Here is a 19130-nt window from a genome sequence, read left to right as displayed (position 1 = left end):
AATTCGCGAAGGTGGCCGTACCGTCGGTGCCGGTGTCGTTGCAAAGATCATCGAGTAAGCTGTACTGCCAGTCTCGTTGATCGACTAGTGTGGTTTCGGGGTTGGCGATGCCGCCAACCCCAAATGGTTTAGGGGTATAGCTCAACTGGCAGAGCGTCGGTCTCCAAAACCGAAGGTTGGGGGTTCGATTCCCTCTGCCCCTGCCAACTTATCGCGCCTTCGGCGCGTTGTTCTTTAGGGTGTTATGGCGAATCCTTCCGTCGAAACTGTTAATACTTCCAGCGACAAGCTGATGCTTGCGGTGGGCGTATTGTTGGTGTTGGCCGGGTTCGTAGGGTTCTACTGGCTCGGTAGCCAGGAGTGGTATGTTCGCGGTGCCGCGCTTGCTGTCGGTGTCATCGCGGGGGTGGTAGTCGGTCTTCTCTCGGCGCCCGGCAAGAGCTTCATCGCGTTTGCCAAAGACTCGTACAAGGAAGTTCGCAAGGTCGTCTGGCCGACTCGCAAAGAGGCTACGCAGACGACGCTGGTGGTCTTCGGTTTTGTGCTGGTAATGGCCATCTTTCTGTGGGTTTGCGACAAATCCATCGAATGGGTGATTTTCTCGGCGATTCTGGGTTGGAAATGATATGAGTGATACACCGGCATCCCCGAGCGGAAAACGTTGGTACGTCGTGCACGCCTACTCCGGTATGGAGAAGAGCGTGCAACGTGCGCTTCAGGAGCGCATCGACCGTGCTGGCATGCAGGACAAGTTTGGCCAGATCCTCGTCCCGACTGAAGAAGTCGTCGAGGTGAAGGGTGGTCACAAATCGGTGACCGAACGTCGTTTCTTCCCGGGCTATGTCCTGGTTGAAATGGAAATGACGGATGAAACGTGGCATCTCGTGAAGAACACGGCGAAGGTGACGGGTTTCGTCGGCGGGGCGCGCAATCGCCCGAGCCCGATTTCGCCGCGCGAAGTCGAAAAGATCATGTCGCAGATGCAGGAAGGCGTGGAGAAGCCGCGCCCCAAGACCCTGTTCGAAGTCGGCGAAATGGTTCGTGTGAAAGAGGGTCCGTTCACGGACTTCAACGGCAGTGTCGAAGAAGTCAACTACGAAAAATCGCGTGTCCGAGTCTCTGTCACCATTTTTGGTCGCGCTACCCCGGTCGAGCTCGAATTCGGCCAGGTCGAAAAGCTGTAAAAGCATTCCAGCGGATCGCGCCTTCGGGTTCGGTCCGTTCTTTCGCGCTTGCGGTCTGCGTCATGACCGTAGAGGAGCGCCAGTAGTCCGGCAGCTGCAGTACGCCGGGCGAGAGCGCGCTACCACTCACCTGAACGCTCACGCGTTCCAACGAGGTTTTCAACATGGCAAAGAAAATCATCGGCTTTATCAAGCTGCAGATTCCTGCAGGTAAAGCCAACCCGTCGCCGCCGGTCGGTCCGGCACTGGGCCAGCGCGGCCTGAACATCATGGAGTTCTGCAAGGCGTTCAACGCGCAGACTCAAGCGATGGAACCGGGTCTGCCGGTGCCGGTCGTCATCACGGCTTTCGCGGACAAGAGCTTCACGTTCATCCTGAAGACGCCGCCGGCTACGGTCCTGATCAAGAAGGCAGCGAAGGTCGACAAGGGTTCAGCCAAGCCGCATACGGACAAGGTCGCGACGATCACGCGCGCCCAGGCTGAAGAAATCGCCAAGACCAAGATGCCGGATCTCACGGCAGCGGATATGGACGCAGCGGTCCGCACGATCGCTGGTAGCGCCCGTTCGATGGGCATCGTCGTGGAGGGCGTGTAAATGGCTAAGGTTTCGAAGCGTCAAAAGGCTATCGCCGCCAAGATCGACCGCCAGAAGCTGTACCCGATCGTCGACGCGCTGTCGCTCGTGAAGGAATGCGCTACGGCGAAGTTCAACGAGTCGATCGACGTTGCTGTCCAGCTCGGCATCGACGCGAAGAAGTCGGACCAGGTCGTGCGCGGCTCGGTCGTGCTGCCCGCAGGCACCGGCAAGTCGGTCCGCGTCGCAGTGTTCGCACAAGGCGACAAGGCTGAACAGGCCCGCGCCGCTGGCGCCGAAATCGTCGGCATGGAAGACCTTGCCGAGCAGATCAAGGGCGGCAACCTGAATTTCGACATCGTGATCGCTTCGCCGGACACGATGCGTGTCGTCGGTACGCTGGGTCAGATCCTCGGCCCGCGCGGCCTGATGCCGAACCCGAAGGTCGGCACTGTGACGCCGGACGTGGCGACCGCGGTCAAGAACGCGAAGGCGGGTCAGGTGCAATTCCGTGTCGACAAGGCCGGTATTATCCACGCGACCATCGGCCGTGCGTCGTTCGAGGCAGCAGCGCTGCGCAGCAACCTGGACGCGCTTCTCGAAGCGCTGAACAAGGCGAAGCCGGCGACGAGCAAGGGCGTGTACCTGCGCAAGATCGCTGTGTCGAGCACGATGGGCGTTGGCGTTCGCGTCGATCAAACGTCGCTCGCAGCGTAAGCGTCGCAACAAGTTTTGCCGCGCTGAGGTTCGAAACGAAGTTGGATCGGATCGCAGGGCGGATTTAAAGGGCTTTGGGCGGTTGGGCAGCGGCGGTTTGCGCGGTCCAGCCGGTTGTCAAAGACCGTTGGCGGAAGTGCAGCAGTTGGGTGCTTCCTTAATGCAAAGCCAACGCAGATGGCGAACCCGAAAAGGTTTTGAAGTGCTGTAGGGAGCGGGAGCAGGCGGCAACGTCCTCGAACGCAAACTGAGTTACTCCGGACTGGTCGGTCGCCGTTGTTGAATGCGGCACATGACGCAAATGCGCTGTGTGTCGAATCTGGAGGTTAACCGTGCCACTGAACAAAGAAGGTAAGCAGGCCGTCGTGGCTGAAGTCTCCGCGCAAGTCGCGAAGGCTCAGACCGTCGTGTTGGCCGAGTATCGTGGAATCGCGGTTGGCGATCTGACCAAGCTGCGCGCGAAAGCGCGTGAGCAACAGGTGTACCTGCGCGTGTTGAAGAACACGCTGGCGCGTCGCGCTGTCGAAGGTACCCCGTTTGCTCCGCTGGCAGAGCAGATGACTGGTCCCCTGATCTACGGCATCTCGGAAGATGCCATTGCTGCAGCGAAGGTCGTCAATGACTTCGCCAAGGGCAATGACAAGCTGATCATCAAGGCCGGTTCCTACGAAGGCAAGGTGATGGACAAGGCAGGCGTGCAAGCGCTGGCCAGCATCCCGAGCCGCGAAGAACTGCTCTCGAAGCTCCTGTTCGTTATGCAGGCTCCGGTTTCCGGTATGGCGCGCGCTCTTGCCGCCCTGGCGGAAAAGAAGCAAGCCGAAGCTGCGTAATCACAGGCGAGCGGACAAGATCGCTAGCTGTTTCCGAATTCAAATCTGGAGTAATTTCAAATGGCAATCGCAAAAGAAGACATCCTCGAAGCCGTTGGCTCGATGTCGGTTCTCGAACTGAACGAACTGGTCAAGGCTTTCGAAGAGAAGTTTGGCGTGTCGGCAGCTGCTGTGGCAGTCGCTGGCCCGGCAGGCGGCGGCGCTGCTGCTGCAGTTGAAGAGCAGACCGAATTCACGGTCAACCTGCTCGAAGCAGGCGCAAACAAGGTTTCGGTCATCAAGGCCGTTCGTGAACTGACGGGTCTCGGCCTGAAGGAAGCGAAGGACCTGGTTGACGGCGCACCGAAGCCCGTGAAGGAAGCGGTGCCCAAGGCTGCTGCTGAAGAAGCGAAGAAGAAGCTGGAAGAAGCCGGCGCGAAGGCTGAAATCAAGTAAGTTTCAGCGCGCTGTGCGAAGGCTGGCGGTTTTTACACCGCCGGCCTTTTTGTGCTTTGTGGGTTCTGCGTTTTTGTGTTCGATTTTCAGGAGTCGGAGGCAGGATGCGGGATCAAGAAGCCAAAGAAAATCGTCTTTCGCCGCGTGATGCTCACGTGCAGAACGACGCTTCTCTTTGTCTTCTGAAGCGACTGCAGAAGGCAAGTTTGGTCGGGCAGCGGGCAAGTTATGACAAGCCCAAATCCGCTGCCGTCAGCCAGCGGTTGGTAGAGGCCAACCACCAAGCTTCCAAGGCTCGCGAAGCCATCGGGTCTCAGTCGGTGAACACTCGGGTCGTCCTACCCGCCGTGATTCGGAGATCGTATGCAATATTCCTTCACCGAGAAGAAGCGTATTCGCAAGAGTTTCGCGAAGCGCCCCATCGTTCACCAGGTTCCTTTCCTGCTGGCTACCCAGCTTGAATCATTCAGCACGTTTCTGCAAGCAGAAACGCCGACCGCACAACGCAAACCGGAAGGTCTGCAGGCTGCGTTTTCGTCCGTTTTTCCTATTGTTTCCCATAACGGCTTTGCTCGTCTAGAGTTCGTGAGCTACATGCTCTCGCCGCCGGCATTCAACATCAAGGAATGTCAGCAGCGTGGCCTCACGTACTGCTCGGCGCTGCGTGCCAAGGTCCGTCTCGTCCTGCTCGACAAGGAATCGCCGAGCAAGCCGGTCGTGAAGGAAGTGAAGGAGCAGGAAGTGTACATGGGCGAAATTCCGCTCATGACGCCGACGGGCTCGTTCGTCATCAACGGCACCGAGCGTGTCATCGTCTCGCAGCTGCACCGCTCGCCCGGCGTGTTCTTCGAACACGACAAGGGCAAGACGCACAGCTCGGGCAAGCTGCTCTTCTCGGCCCGTATCATTCCTTACCGCGGCTCGTGGCTCGACTTCGAATTCGACCCGAAGGACGTGCTGTATTTCCGCGTCGACCGTCGCCGCAAGATGCCGGTCACGATCCTGCTGAAGGCTATCGGCCTCACGCCGGAACAGATCCTCGCGAACTTCTTCGTGTTCGACAACTTCTCGCTGATGCCGGAAGGCGCGCAGATGGAGTTCGTGCCGGAGCGTCTACGTGGCGAAGTCGCGCGCTTCGACATCACGGATCGCGACGGCAAGGTCATCGTCCAGAAGGACAAGCGGATCAACGCGAAGCACATCCGCGACCTCGAAAACGCGAAGACCACGTTTATTTCGGTCCCCGAAGATTATCTGCTCGGCCGCGTGCTGGCGAAGAACGTCGTCGACGGCGATACGGGCGAAGTCATCGCTAACGCGAACGACGAAATCACCGAAAGCGTGCTCGAAAAGCTGCGCGAAGCGAAGATCAAGGACATCCAGACGCTCTACACGAACGATCTGGACCAGGGTCCGTACATCTCCTCGACGCTGCGTATCGACGAAACGGCCGACAAGATGGCCGCGCGCATCGCGATCTACCGCATGATGCGCCCGGGCGAGCCGCCGACCGAAGAAGCGGTCGAGGCGCTGTTCAACCGTCTCTTCTACAGCGAAGAAGCGTACGACCTCTCGAAGGTGGGTCGTATGAAGTTCAACCGCCGCGTGGGCCGTGACGAAATCGTCGGCCCGATGACGCTGCAGGACGACGACATCCTCGCGACCATCAAGATCCTCGTCGAGCTGCGCAACGGCAAGGGCGAAGTGGACGACATCGACCACCTCGGCAACCGTCGCGTGCGTTGCGTGGGCGAACTCGCGGAGAACCAGTTCCGCGCGGGTCTCGTGCGCGTCGAACGTGCCGTGAAGGAACGCCTCGGTCAGGCCGAAAGCGAAAACCTGATGCCGCACGACCTGATCAACTCGAAGCCGATTTCGTCGGCGATTCGCGAGTTCTTCGGTTCGTCGCAGTTGTCGCAGTTCATGGACCAGACCAACCCGCTCTCGGAAATCACGCACAAACGCCGTGTTTCCGCACTGGGCCCGGGCGGTCTGACGCGTGAGCGCGCAGGCTTCGAAGTCCGCGACGTGCACCCGACCCACTATGGCCGCGTGTGCCCGATCGAAACGCCGGAAGGTCCGAACATCGGCCTGATCAACTCGCTCGCACTGTACGCGCACCTGAACGAATACGGCTTCCTCGAAACGCCGTATCGCAAGGTCGTGGACAGCAAGGTGACCGACCAGATCGACTACCTGTCGGCGATCGAAGAAGGCCGTTACGTGATCGCTCAGGCGAACGCGGCAGTGGCTGACGACGGCACGCTGACCGACGAACTCGTCTCGTCGCGTGAAGCTGGCGAAACGCTGATGGTCACGCCGGACCGCATCCAGTACATGGACGTGGCGCCGTCGCAGATCGTCTCGGTGGCCGCTTCGCTGATTCCGTTCCTCGAGCACGACGACGCGAACCGCGCATTGATGGGTTCGAACATGCAGCGTCAGGCCGTGCCTTGCCTGCGTCCGGAAAAGCCGGTCGTCGGTACGGGTATCGAGCGTACGGTTGCGGTCGACTCGGGTACGACGGTTCAGGCACTGCGCGGCGGCGTGGTCGATTACGTCGACGCGGGCCGTATCGTGATTCGCGTGAACGACGATGAAGCCGTCGCCGGTGAAGTCGGCGTGGACATCTACAACCTCATCAAGTACACGCGTTCGAACCAGAACACGAACATCAACCAGCGTCCGATCGTGAAGATGGGCGACAAGGTTGCGCGCGGCGACGTGCTGGCTGACGGCGCATCGACGGATCTGGGCGAGCTCGCGCTCGGCCAGAACATGCTGATCGCGTTCATGCCGTGGAACGGCTACAACTTCGAAGACTCGATCCTGATCTCGGAGAAGGTCGTGGCGGACGACCGCTACACGTCGATCCACATCGAAGAACTGAATGTCGTGGCTCGCGACACGAAGCTCGGACCGGAAGAAATCACGCGCGACATTTCGAACCTCGCGGAAGTGCAGCTTGGCCGTCTCGACGAGTCGGGCATCGTGTACATCGGCGCGGAAGTCGAAGCGGGCGACGTGCTCGTGGGCAAGGTCACGCCGAAGGGCGAAACCCAGCTCACGCCGGAAGAAAAGCTGCTGCGCGCGATCTTCGGCGAGAAGGCTTCGGACGTGAAGGATACGTCGCTGCGCGTGCCCTCGGGCATGAGCGGCACGGTCATCGACGTGCAGGTGTTCACGCGCGAAGGCATCCAGCGCGACAAGCGCGCGCAACAGATCATCGACGATGAACTGAAGCGCTATCGCCTCGACCTGAACGACCAGTTGCGTATCGTGGAAGGCGACGCGTTCCAGCGTCTCGCGCGCATGCTCGAAGGCAAGGTGGCGAACGGCGGTCCGAAGAAGCTCGCGAAGGGCACGAAGATCGAACGCGCTTACCTCGAAGATCTGGACCACTACCACTGGTTCGACATCCGTCTCGCGGACGAAGAAGCAGCGGCACAGCTCGAAGCGATCAAGAACTCGATCGAAGAGAAGCGCCACCAGTTCGACCTCGCGTTCGAAGAGAAGCGCAAGAAGCTCACGCAAGGCGACGAACTGCCGCCGGGCGTGCTGAAGATGGTCAAGGTGTACCTCGCGGTGAAGCGCCGCCTGCAGCCTGGCGACAAGATGGCTGGCCGTCACGGCAACAAGGGCGTCGTGTCGAAGATCGTGCCGATCGAAGACATGCCGTACATGGCCGACGGCCGTCCGGCAGACGTCGTGCTGAACCCGCTCGGCGTGCCGTCGCGGATGAACGTGGGTCAGGTTCTCGAAGTGCACCTGGGCTGGGCCGCCAAGGGTCTGGGCTGGCGTATCGGCGAGATGCTTGCGCGTCAGACGAAGATTGCAGAGCTGCGTGAGTTCCTCACGAAGATCTACAACGAGTCGGGCCACAAGGAAGACATCGACAGCTTCAGCGACGACGAGATCCTCGAACTGGCGAAGAACCTGCGCGAAGGCGTGCCGTTCGCAACGCCGGTGTTCGACGGTGCGACCGAAGAGGAAATGGGCAAGATGCTCGATCTGGCGTTCCCGGACGACATCGCACAGAACCTCGGCATGACGCCGTCGAAGAACCAGGTGCGTCTCTTCGACGGCCGCACGGGCGAAATGTTCGAACGCACGGTGACCGTGGGCTACATGCACTACCTGAAGCTGCATCACCTTGTCGACGACAAGATGCACGCGCGTTCGACGGGGCCGTACTCGCTCGTCACGCAGCAGCCGCTGGGTGGTAAGGCGCAGTTCGGTGGCCAGCGTTTCGGTGAAATGGAAGTGTGGGCGCTCGAAGCGTATGGCGCTTCGTATGTGCTGCAGGAAATGTTGACGGTGAAGTCCGATGACGTGACGGGCCGGACGAAGGTGTACGAAAACCTCGTCAAGGGCGATCACGTGATTGATGCGGGCATGCCGGAATCCTTCAATGTGCTGGTGAAGGAAATCCGCTCGCTCGGTATCGACATCGACCTCGACCGCAACTAATCGGACTACGGAGAGAAGGCAATGAAAGCTCTGCTCGATCTATTCAAGCAAGTCCAACAAGAAGAAGTTTTCGACGCGATCAAGATCGGTCTGGCCTCGCCGGACAAGATCCGCTCGTGGTCGTTCGGCGAAGTAAAGAAGCCGGAAACCATCAACTACCGCACCTTCAAGCCGGAGCGCGATGGTCTGTTCTGCGCGAAGATCTTCGGGCCGATCAAGGACTACGAGTGCCTGTGCGGCAAGTACAAGCGCCTGAAGCATCGTGGCGTGATCTGCGAGAAGTGCGGCGTGGAAGTCACGCTGGCGAAGGTGCGCCGCGAGCGCATGGGCCACATCGAACTGGCCTCGCCGGTCGCGCACATCTGGTTCCTGAAGTCGCTGCCGTCGCGTCTGGGCATGGTGCTCGACATGACGCTGCGCGACATCGAGCGCGTGCTGTACTTCGAGGCATACGTGGTGATCGATCCGGGCATGACGCCGCTGAAGGCGCGTCAGATCATGACCGAAGAGGATTACTACAACAAGGTCGAGGAATACGGTGACGAATTCCGCGCCGAGATGGGCGCGGAAGGCGTGCGCGAGCTGCTGCGCGCGATCAACATCGACGAGCAGGTCGAAACGCTGCGCACGGAGCTGAAGAACACCGGCTCGGAAGCGAAGATCAAGAAGTACGCGAAGCGCCTGAAGGTGCTCGAGGCCTTCCAGCGTTCGGGCATCAAGCCCGAATGGATGGTGCTCGAAGTGCTGCCGGTGCTGCCGCCGGAACTGCGTCCGCTCGTGCCGCTCGACGGCGGCCGTTTCGCGACCTCGGACCTGAACGACCTGTATCGCCGCGTCATCAACCGTAACAACCGTCTGAAGCGTCTGCTCGAGCTGAAGGCGCCGGAGATCATCGTCCGCAACGAAAAGCGGATGCTCCAGGAAGCGGTTGACTCGCTGCTCGACAACGGCCGTCGCGGCAAGGCGATGACGGGCGCGAACAAGCGTCCGCTGAAGTCGCTCGCCGACATGATCAAGGGTAAGGGCGGTCGCTTCCGTCAGAACCTGCTGGGCAAGCGCGTGGACTACTCGGGCCGTTCGGTCATCGTGGTGGGTCCGACGCTCAAGCTGCATCAGTGCGGTCTGCCGAAGCTGATGGCGCTCGAACTCTTCAAGCCGTTCATCTTCAACAAGCTGGAAACGATGGGCGTTGCCACGACCATCAAGGCTGCGAAGAAGGAAGTCGAGAACCAGACGCCGGTGGTGTGGGACATTCTCGAAGAGGTGATCCGCGAGCATCCGGTCATGCTCAACCGCGCGCCCACGCTGCACCGTCTCGGCATCCAGGCTTTCGAGCCGGTGCTGATCGAAGGCAAGGCAATCCAGCTGCACCCGCTCGTTTGCGCGGCGTTCAACGCCGACTTCGACGGCGACCAGATGGCCGTTCACGTTCCGCTGTCGCTCGAAGCGCAGATGGAAGCGCGCACGCTCATGCTCGCGTCGAACAACGTCCTGTTCCCGGCCAACGGCGATCCGTCGATCGTGCCGTCGCAGGATATCGTGCTGGGCCTGTACTACGCCACGCGTGAAGCGATCAACGGCAAGGGCGAAGGCATGACGTTCACGGGCGTGTCGGAGGCGATCCGCGCGTACGAGAACAAGGAAGTCGAGCTGGCCTCGCGCGTGAACGTGCGTATTACCGAAATGGTCCACAACGAGGACAAGTCGGAAGGCGCACCGGCATTCGTGCCGAAGATCACGCTGTACGCGACCACGGTCGGCCGCTCGATCCTCTCGGAAATCCTGCCGCCGGGCCTGCCGTTCTCGGTGCTGAACAAGCCGCTGAAGAAGAAGGAAATCTCGCGTCTGATCAACACGGCATTCCGCAAGTGCGGTCTGCGCGAAACGGTGATCTTTGCCGACCAGCTGATGCAGTCGGGCTTCCGCCTCGCGACGCGCGCCGGTATTTCGATCTGCGTGGACGACATGCTCGTGCCGCCGCAGAAGGAAACCATCGTCGGCGAAGCCGCGAAGAAGGTGAAGGAGTACGACCGCCAGTACATGTCGGGTCTCGTCACCGCGCAGGAGCGCTACAACAACGTGGTCGACATCTGGTCGAACACGTCGGAAGCGGTCGGCAAGGCGATGATGGAGCAGCTCGCGACGGAACCGGTGATCGACCGCGACGGCAACGAAACGCGTCAGGAATCGTTCAACTCGATCTACATGATGGCCGACTCGGGCGCGCGGGGTTCCGCTACGCAGATTCGCCAGCTGGCGGGGATGCGCGGCCTGATGGCGAAGCCGGACGGCTCGATTATCGAAACGCCGATTACCGCGAACTTCCGCGAAGGTCTGAACGTGTTGCAGTACTTCATCTCGACCCACGGTGCACGTAAGGGTCTGGCTGATACGGCACTGAAGACCGCGAACTCGGGTTACCTCACGCGTCGTCTCGTGGACGTGACACAGGATCTCGTGGTGGTCGAGGACGATTGCGGCACGTCGCAAGGCGTGGCGATGAAGGCGCTCGTGGAAGGCGGCGAAGTGGTCGAAGCGCTGCGCGACCGGATTCTCGGCCGCGTTGCGGTGGCGGACGTCGTCAATCCTGAAACCCAGGAAACGATCTACGCAGCGGGCGACCTGCTCGACGAAGACGCAGTCGAAACGATCGAAAGCCTCGGCATCGACGAAGTGCGCGTGCGCACGCCGCTCACCTGCGAAACGCGTTATGGCCTGTGCGCTGCCTGTTATGGCCGCGACCTCGGCCGCGGCTCGCGCGTGAACGTCGGCGAAGCCGTGGGTGTGATCGCGGCTCAGTCGATCGGCGAACCGGGCACGCAGCTCACGATGCGTACGTTCCACATCGGTGGCGCGGCATCGCGTGCGGCAGTCGCTTCGTCGGTGGAAGCCAAGTCGAACGGTACCGTGCGCTTCACGGCGACGATGCGTTACGTCACGAACGCGAAGGGCGAGCAGATCGTCATCTCGCGTTCGGGCGAAGCGATCATTACCGACGACCACGGCCGCGAGCGCGAGCGTCACAAGGTGCCGTACGGCGCGACGCTGTTGCAGCTCGACGGCGCGGCGATCAAGGCAGGCACGCAGCTCGCGACCTGGGACCCGCTTACGCGTCCGATCATCACCGAGTACGGCGGTACGGTGAAGTTCGAGAACGTCGAGGAAGGCGTGACCGTGGCCAAGCAGATCGACGACGTGACGGGTCTTTCGACGCTCGTCGTGATCGACGTGAAGCGCCGCGGCTCGCAGGCTTCGAAGAGCGTGCGTCCGCAGGTCAAGCTGATCGACGCGAACGGCGACGAAGTGAAGATCCCGGGCACGGAGCACTCGGTGCAGATCGGCTTCCAGGTCGGCGCACTGATCACCGTGAAGGACGGTCAGCAGGTTCAGGTGGGTGAAGTGCTTGCACGTATCCCGACCGAAGCCCAGAAGACGCGTGACATTACCGGTGGTCTGCCGCGCGTGGCGGAACTGTTCGAAGCACGTTCGCCGAAGGACGCAGGTATCCTGGCGGAAGTCACGGGTACGACGTCGTTCGGTAAGGACACGAAGGGCAAGCAGCGTCTCGTTATCACGGACCTCGAGGGCAATCAGCACGAGTTCCTGATCGCGAAGGAAAAGCAGGTGCTGGTCCACGATGGTCAGGTCGTCAACAAGGGCGAAATGATCGTGGACGGCCCGGCCGATCCGCACGACATCCTGCGTTTGCAGGGTATCGAGGCACTGTCGCGCTACATCGTGGACGAAGTGCAGGACGTGTACCGTCTGCAGGGCGTGAAGATCAACGACAAGCACATCGAAGTCATCGTGCGTCAGATGCTGCGCCGCGTGCAGATCACCGATAACGGCGATACGCGCTTCATCCCGGGCGAGCAGGTCGAGCGTTCGGACATGCTGGACGAAAACGACCGCATGAACGCGGAAGACAAGCGTCCGGCAACGTACGAGAACGTGCTGCTCGGTATCACGAAGGCATCGCTCTCGACCGACTCGTTCATCTCGGCGGCATCGTTCCAGGAAACGACCCGCGTGCTGACCGAAGCGGCGATCATGGGCAAGCGCGACGATCTGCGTGGCCTGAAGGAAAACGTGATCGTCGGCCGTCTGATTCCGGCCGGCACGGGTCTCGCGTTCCACAAGGCGCGCCGTGCGAAGGAGTCGTCGGATCGCGAGCGTTTCGACCAGATCGCAGCGGAAGAAGCGTTCGAGTTCGGCACGCCGGAAACGCCGGCTGTCGAAGAGCCGCAACAGCCGCACACGACGGACGAGTAAGCAGGGGGCGGCGCAAGCCGCCTCGCGCCGAAAGGTCATCGCAAAGCCGTCTGGTTTCGACCGGACGGCTTTTTTTCTTTGCGGCGCGCGCTCGTGGCACGCTGGCCGCACCTGGGCGCGGCCGCGTGTGCGACCTCGCGCCGCAGGGCCGTCATGGCCGCTGCACGGCGTGTCGCAGCGTGCTACCGTAGCGCGCCATATCTGCCTGCTTGCGTGTTTTCGTGCGAAGCGGGCGGCATTTATCTGAATCCGGAGGCGGTAATCATGTGGGTCGTTGGGGTCGGTCTCATCCTGAATCTGGTGGCGTGCGTCGCCGTCTTTTCGCATTTGCTGCATCACGTCGGGAACCAGCCGGCCGCGATGTTTTTCGCGACTTTCCTCGTCATGTGGGCCTTTTTCATCATCGGTTTCATCATGCAGCTGGCGGGCAAGGTGAAAATCGGGGCCGCGCTGCTCACGACCGGATCGATCTTCCTCGTGGTGGGCAGCTTCACGTTTTTGCCGGTCGGGCCGCTCGCTTTTCTCGCGGTGCTCGCGGGCGTCGTGACCGTTGTCGGCGCGTTGCGGCGGGTATCGCGCCGCGGCGCGCGCGTGGACTGATCTCGCGTTTCCCCGCTTCTGCGCGCGCGTTCCGCGCACGCTTTTGCGAGCTCCGTTCCGGCTTTTCCCCAAGCCTTACGGCCAATCTTCGCGGCCATGCCGGTCAAGGCGCATCCGGGTTGGTAGAATCCGTTCCACCGCCTTTGCTTCGCGCTTCCCTACCGATCCGTCGCCGCCTTCATGTCCCGTTCCCTCGAAATACTCAACGAAGTCTTCGGTTATCCCGCCTTTAGGGGGCAGCAGGCCGAGATCGTCGAGCACGTCGCAGCGGGCGGCGATTCGCTGGTGCTCATGCCCACTGGCGGCGGCAAGTCGCTTTGCTATCAGATTCCCGCGCTCGTGCGCCACGAAACCGGCCTCGGGGCCGGCATTGTCGTGTCGCCGCTCATTGCGCTGATGCAGGACCAGGTGGCGGCGCTCACCGAAGTGGGCGTGCGGGCCGCGTATCTCAATTCCACGCTTACAGGCGCCGAAGCCGCCGCCACCGAACGCGCGTTGCGCGAAGGTGAGATCGATCTGCTCTACGTCGCGCCCGAGCGTCTCATGACGCCGCGCTTTCTCGATCTGCTCGAGCGCGCGCGCATCGGCCTCTTCGCGATCGACGAGGCGCATTGCGTGTCGCAATGGGGGCACGATTTCCGCCCCGAGTACATCCAGCTCTCGGTGCTGCACGAACGCTTTCCGGACGTGCCGCGCATCGCGCTCACGGCGACCGCGGATGCGATCACGCGCGACGAGATCGTGCACCGGCTCGCGCTCGACGACGCGCGCATTTTCGTCTCGAGCTTCGACCGGCCGAACATCCGCTACCGCATTGTCGAAAAGGACAATGCGCGCACGCAGCTGCTCGATTTCATCCGCGCGGAGCACACTCGCCCCGACGGCACGACCGACGCCGGCGTGGTCTATTGCCTCTCGCGCCGCAAGGTCGAAGAAACGGCCGAATGGCTGAAAGGGCAGGGCATCCGTGCGCTGCCGTATCACGCGGGCATGGAGTTCGAGGTGCGTCAGCAGCACCAGGAGCTTTTTCAGCGCGAAGAAGGCGTGGTGATGTGCGCGACGATCGCGTTCGGCATGGGCATCGACAAGCCCGACGTGCGCTTCGTGGCCCACCTGGATCTGCCCAAAAGCGTGGAAGGCTACTACCAGGAAACGGGGCGCGCGGGCCGCGACGGGCTGGCGGCGAACGCATGGATGGCCTACGGCCTGGGCGACGTCGTCCAGCAGCGCAAGATGATCGAAGAGTCCGATGCGGACGACGCCCACAAGCGCGTGCAGACGGGCAAGCTCGACGCGCTGCTCGGCCTGTGCGAAGCCGCGACCTGCCGCCGCGTGCGGCTGCTGGCGTACTTCGGCGAAGCGAGCCAGCCTTGCGGCAACTGCGATAGCTGTCTCGAGCCGCCGGCCACGTGGGACGCCACGCGCGAGGCGCAGATGGCGCTCTCGTGCGTGTTCCGGGCGCAGCGCGCGAGCGGCTTCAACTTCGGCGCCGGCCATCTGATCGATATCCTGCGCGGCAACCGCAACGAGAAAATTCTGCAGCGCGGGCACGAGAAGCTCTCCACGTTCGGCATCGGCGCCGCGCTCGGCGAAGCCGAATGGCGCGCGATCTTCCGGCAGCTCGTCGCCTTTGGCTATCTCTCGGTCGATCACGACGGCTTCGGTTCGCTCGTGCTGACCGAGGCGAGCAAGCCTGTCCTCAAGGGCGAGCTGACGGTCACGATGCGCCGCTACGTAAAGCCGCAGCGCACGCGCCAGTCGTCGGGCCGCACGAGCGAGCGTGCCGATCCGACCCTCGGCATGAGTGCGCGCCAGCGCTCGCGCTGGGAGCGCCTGCGCCTGTGGCGCACCGAAACGGCCAAGAGCGACGGCGTGCCGGCCTACGTCATCTTTCACGATGCCACGCTGGCGGAGATCGCCCGTAATGGCCCCGAATCGATCGACGAACTGCGCGACATTCCCGGGATGGGCGCACGCAAGCTCGAACGCTTCGGCGAGGAGCTGATCGAGGTTGTCGGGGACGAATAGGGCGAATAGTGTGAATAGGGCGGCATACGGCCCAATCCAGCCGGTCGAAGTCGGTTCCTCGCTCCGCCCTTTGTCACGCCACCGTCATTTGCTCTGTTCTCCGAACATCGCAAGCCATTGACTCACTTGGTATTTTCGGAATATCATGCTGGGTTCCGGTTCTTGGGATGTTTGCGCTCGTCGGTTCGTTTCCTGGAGGTGTTCCTGGAGGCGCCGCGAAAACTTACGTCAAATCGCAAGATCCGGATCGAAAGCGCGTGGCTTTCCGCTTTGCCCGGAAATAAACGCGTCGATTTTGTTCAATTTCAGGAATAAACAATGCCAACCATCAATCAACTGGTTCGCAAAGGCCGCACTTCGGAAGTGACGAAGAGCAAGTCGCCGGCCTTGCAGGACTGCCCGCAGCGTCGCGGCGTGTGCACGCGTGTGTACACGACGACGCCGAAGAAGCCGAACTCGGCACTCCGTAAGGTCGCCAAGGTGCGCCTGACGAACGGTTTCGAAGTCATTTCGTACATCGGTGGTGAAGGCCACAACCTGCAGGAGCACTCGGTCGTGCTGATCCGCGGCGGCCGTGTGAAGGACTTGCCGGGTGTGCGTTACCACATGGTTCGCGGCTCGCTGGATACCCAGGGCGTCAAGGATCGTAAGCAGGCTCGTTCGAAGTACGGCGCGAAGCGCGCGAAGGCTGCGAAGTAAGCATTACAGAAGGGTCGTCCGCGCCGGTTCAGGGTGCGAGGCGATACAGGCGGCGGTGCCGGATTGGCCGGTGCTGTCGAGTAAGTGGTCACCCGACCAGGCTGGTAAGTCGTAATGGATGAATCGGGTTAGTTGGTGGCCGCGGAGCGCAAGGGATTCCACCCGCGCTTCAACTGAAAAGTTAAAGGAAGAAACATGCCGCGTCGTCGCGAAGTCCCCAAGCGGGAAGTGTTGCCGGATCCGAAGTTCGGCAACGTTGATGTAGCCAAGTTCATGAACGTGCTGATGCTCTCCGGCAAGAAGTCGGTTGCCGAGCGTATCGTGTACGGCGCTTTCGAACAGATCCAGACCAAGGGTGGCAAGGACCCGCTGGAAGTGTTCACTGTCGCGCTCAACAACGTGAAGCCGGTGGTGGAAGTGAAGAGCCGCCGCGTTGGTGGTGCGAACTATCAGGTTCCGGTCGAAGTGCGCCCCTCGCGTCGTATGGCATTGGCGATGCGTTGGCTGCGTGAAGCCGCGAAGAAGCGCAGCGAGAAGTCGATGGCCCTGCGTCTGGCAGGTGAACTCTCCGAAGCGGCCGAAGGCCGTGGCGGCGCGATGAAGAAGCGCGACGAAGTTCACCGGATGGCAGAAGCGAACAAGGCGTTCTCGCACTTCCGTTTCTAAGAGCAAACCCAACTACGGGTTAGCCCTAAAGCGGAAAAAATTCCGGGCGGGTGCGCTTATCCAGCGCCTCGCCCGTTTGTGTTCAGGCGCGTCGGGTTCTCCAATCCGGCGTGCCCCTCCCCATAGAGGATCAAAGTGGCTCGCAAGACTCCTATCGAGCGCTACCGCAACATCGGTATTAGCGCTCACATCGACGCCGGCAAGACGACGACGACCGAGCGCATTCTGTTCTACACCGGCGTGAACCACAAGATTGGTGAAGTTCACGACGGCGCCGCCACCATGGACTGGATGGAGCAGGAGCAGGAGCGTGGCATCACGATTACCTCCGCTGCTACGACCGCCTTCTGGAAGGGCATGGGCGGCAACTATCCCGAGCACCGCATCAACATCATCGACACCCCGGGCCACGTCGACTTCACGATCGAAGTCGAGCGCTCGATGCGCGTGCTCGACGGTGCGTGCATGGTCTACTGCGCCGTGGGCGGCGTGCAGCCGCAGTCGGAAACGGTGTGGCGCCAGGCGAACAAGTACAAGGTTCCCCGTCTCGCGTTCGTCAACAAGATGGACCGTACCGGCGCGAACTTCTTCAAGGTCTATGACCAGCTGAAGAACCGCCTGAAGGCGAACCCGGTCCCGGTCGTGGTGCCGATCGGCGCGGAAGACACGTTTACCGGTGTGGTCGACCTCATCAAGATGAAGGCGATCATTTGGGATGAAGCGTCGCAAGGTACGAAGTTCGACTACGTCGACATCCCCGCTGAACTCGTTGACACCTGCAACGAGTGGCGCGAAAAGATGATCGAGTCGGCTGCTGAAGCCAGCGAAGAGCTGATGGAAAAGTACCTCGGCGGCGAAGAGCTCTCCGAAGCCGAAATCGTCAAGGCGCTGCGCGACCGGACGATCGCGTGCGAAATCCAGCCGATGCTGTGCGGCACCGCGTTCAAGAACAAGGGCGTGCAGCGCATGCTCGACGCCGTGATCGACTTCCTGCCGTCGCCGGTGGACATTCCCCCGGTCAAGGGCGAACTCGAAAACGGTGAAACGGCAGAGCGCCGTGCATCGGACGACGAGAAGTTCTCGGCGCTCGCGTTCAAGATCATGACCGACCCGTTCGTCGGCCAGCTGATCTTCTTCCGCGCGTACTCGGGCATCGTCAACTCGGGCGACACCGTGCTGAACTCGACCAAGGGCAAGAAGGAACGCCTCGGCCGTATTCTGCAGATGCACGCGAACAACCGTGAAGAAATCAAGGAAGTTCGTGCAGGCGACATCGCTGCTGCTGTCGGCCTGAAGGAAGCGACCACGGGCGACACGCTGTGCGACCCGGCGAACCCGATCGTTCTGGAGCGCATGGTGTTCCCGGAGCCGGTGATTTCGCAGGCCGTCGAGCCGAAGACGAAGCCGGACCAGGAAAAGATGGGCCTCGCCCTGAACCGCCTGGCGCAGGAAGACCCGTCGTTCCGCGTGCAAACGGACGAAGAGTCGGGCCAGACCATCATTTCGGGCATGGGCGAGCTCCACCTCGAAATTCTGGTCGATCGTATGAAGCGCGAATTCGGCGTGGAAGCGACCGTCGGCAAGCCGCAGGTTGCATACCGCGAAACGATCCGTGCGATCGCGAAGGACGTCGAAGGCAAGTTCGTCAAGCAGTCGGGTGGTCGCGGCCAGTACGGCCACGCGGTCATCACGCTCGAGCCGAACGAGCAGGGCAAGGGCTACGAGTTCCTGGACGAGATCAAGGGCGGTGTGATTCCGCGCGAATACATCCCGGCGGTGGACAAGGGTATTGCCGATACGCTGAAGTCGGGCGTGCTGGCGGGCTTCCCGGTCGTCGACGTGAAGGTTCACCTGACGTTCGGTTCGTACCACGACGTTGACTCGAACGAAAACGCGTTCCGCATGGCCGGTTCGATGGCGTTCAAGGAAGCGATGCGCAAGGCGCAGCCGGTCATCCTCGAGCCGATGATGGCCGTCGAAGTCGAAACGCCGGAAGACTACATGGGCAACGTGATGGGCGACCTGTCGGGCCGTCGCGGTATCGTCCAGGGCATGGAAGACATGGTTGGCGGCGGCAAGATCGTTCGCGCCGAAGTGCCGCTGTCGGAAATGTTCGGCTACTCGACGTCGCTGCGCTCGCTCTCGCAAGGGCGCGCCACGTACACGATGGAATTCAAGCACTACGCAGAAGCACCGCGTAACGTGGCCGACGCGATCATCAGCGCGAAGGCGAAGTAAGCATCGGCGCTCGTTTGAGCACGCAGCGAACCAGGCAGTCCCGCCTGGTTCGCATCGCACAGTCACCGGTTCATCACTTTTTTGAAAGAAGAGAAACATGGCAAAAGGTAAATTCGAACGGACCAAGCCGCACGTGAACGTGGGCACGATCGGTCACGTTGACCACGGCAAGACCACGCTGACGGCAGCGATCACGACGGTTCTGACCAAGAAGTTTGGTGGTGAAGCCAAGGCGTACGACCAGATCGACGCAGCGCCGGAAGAAAAGGCGCGTGGTATCACGATCAACACCGCGCACGTCGAGTACGAAACGGCGAACCGCCACTACGCACACGTCGACTGCCCGGGCCACGCCGACTACGTGAAGAACATGATCACGGGCGCGGCGCAGATGGACGGCGCAATCCTGGTGTGCT

The 19130-nt window shown here is 61.4% G+C and carries 14 protein-coding genes and 1 tRNA gene; all 15 read left to right on the top strand.

Annotated elements, in window-relative coordinates:
- Positions 1 to 130 precede the first annotated feature (130 nt).
- A tRNA-Trp gene (locus tag BFE01S_RS36010) sits at positions 131 to 206 on the top strand.
- Between the two features lie 38 nt (positions 207 to 244).
- Positions 245 to 625 (top strand): preprotein translocase subunit SecE, encoded by a 381-nt coding sequence (secE, locus tag BFE01S_RS36005; RefSeq protein ID WP_028229637.1) that lies wholly within the window; start codon positions 245 to 247, stop codon positions 623 to 625.
- A 1-nt stretch (position 626) separates the two neighbouring features.
- Positions 627 to 1184 (top strand): transcription termination/antitermination protein NusG, encoded by a 558-nt coding sequence (gene nusG / locus BFE01S_RS36000; RefSeq protein WP_027821101.1) that lies wholly within the window; start codon positions 627 to 629, stop codon positions 1182 to 1184.
- A gap of 164 nt (positions 1185 to 1348) precedes the next feature.
- Positions 1349 to 1780 carry a 50S ribosomal protein L11 gene (rplK, locus tag BFE01S_RS35995; RefSeq protein ID WP_027797945.1) on the top strand — a complete coding sequence of 144 codons (432 nt, stop codon included), beginning with the start codon at positions 1349 to 1351 and terminating at the stop codon, positions 1778 to 1780.
- On the top strand, positions 1781 to 2476 hold the full coding sequence (rplA, locus tag BFE01S_RS35990; protein WP_028229636.1) for a 50S ribosomal protein L1: 696 nt from the start codon (positions 1781 to 1783) through the stop codon (positions 2474 to 2476).
- Positions 2477 to 2808: 332 nt separating this feature from the next.
- Positions 2809 to 3306 (top strand): 50S ribosomal protein L10, encoded by a 498-nt coding sequence (gene rplJ, locus BFE01S_RS35985; protein WP_028229635.1) that lies wholly within the window; start codon positions 2809 to 2811, stop codon positions 3304 to 3306.
- A gap of 60 nt (positions 3307 to 3366) precedes the next feature.
- On the top strand, positions 3367 to 3741 hold the full coding sequence (gene rplL, locus BFE01S_RS35980) for a 50S ribosomal protein L7/L12 (RefSeq protein WP_028229634.1): 375 nt from the start codon (positions 3367 to 3369) through the stop codon (positions 3739 to 3741).
- A 363-nt stretch (positions 3742 to 4104) separates the two neighbouring features.
- A complete protein-coding gene (gene rpoB, locus BFE01S_RS35975; protein ID WP_028229633.1) occupies positions 4105 to 8211 on the top strand; it encodes a DNA-directed RNA polymerase subunit beta in 4107 nt (1368 codons plus the stop codon).
- A gap of 21 nt (positions 8212 to 8232) precedes the next feature.
- Positions 8233 to 12483: a DNA-directed RNA polymerase subunit beta' gene (rpoC, locus tag BFE01S_RS35970; protein WP_028229632.1), complete on the top strand. Its 4251-nt coding sequence runs from the start codon at positions 8233 to 8235 to the stop codon at positions 12481 to 12483.
- A 264-nt stretch (positions 12484 to 12747) separates the two neighbouring features.
- Entirely contained in the window at positions 12748 to 13083 is a 336-nt protein-coding gene (locus BFE01S_RS44870) for a hypothetical protein (RefSeq protein ID WP_156967277.1), read from the top strand.
- A 180-nt stretch (positions 13084 to 13263) separates the two neighbouring features.
- Positions 13264 to 15111 (top strand): DNA helicase RecQ, encoded by a 1848-nt coding sequence (recQ, locus tag BFE01S_RS35960; protein WP_028229630.1) that lies wholly within the window; start codon positions 13264 to 13266, stop codon positions 15109 to 15111.
- A 318-nt stretch (positions 15112 to 15429) separates the two neighbouring features.
- A complete protein-coding gene (gene rpsL / locus BFE01S_RS35955; protein ID WP_027821136.1) occupies positions 15430 to 15810 on the top strand; it encodes a 30S ribosomal protein S12 in 381 nt (126 codons plus the stop codon).
- A gap of 195 nt (positions 15811 to 16005) precedes the next feature.
- Positions 16006 to 16476 carry a 30S ribosomal protein S7 gene (rpsG, locus tag BFE01S_RS35950; RefSeq protein ID WP_006053291.1) on the top strand — a complete coding sequence of 157 codons (471 nt, stop codon included), beginning with the start codon at positions 16006 to 16008 and terminating at the stop codon, positions 16474 to 16476.
- 135 nt (positions 16477 to 16611) lie between these two features.
- On the top strand, positions 16612 to 18714 hold the full coding sequence (gene fusA / locus BFE01S_RS35945; RefSeq protein WP_028229629.1) for an elongation factor G: 2103 nt from the start codon (positions 16612 to 16614) through the stop codon (positions 18712 to 18714).
- Positions 18715 to 18811: 97 nt separating this feature from the next.
- Positions 18812 to 19130: GTP-binding protein (locus BFE01S_RS41560; protein WP_042339945.1), on the top strand; the 319-nt coding region annotated here is incomplete at its 3' end.

The organism is Paraburkholderia ferrariae NBRC 106233, assembly GCF_000685035.1.
GTDB lineage: Bacteria > Pseudomonadota > Gammaproteobacteria > Burkholderiales > Burkholderiaceae > Paraburkholderia > Paraburkholderia ferrariae.
The sequence above is the reverse complement of the archived record's forward strand: the minus strand, read 5'-3'. Positions and strand labels throughout refer to the sequence as shown.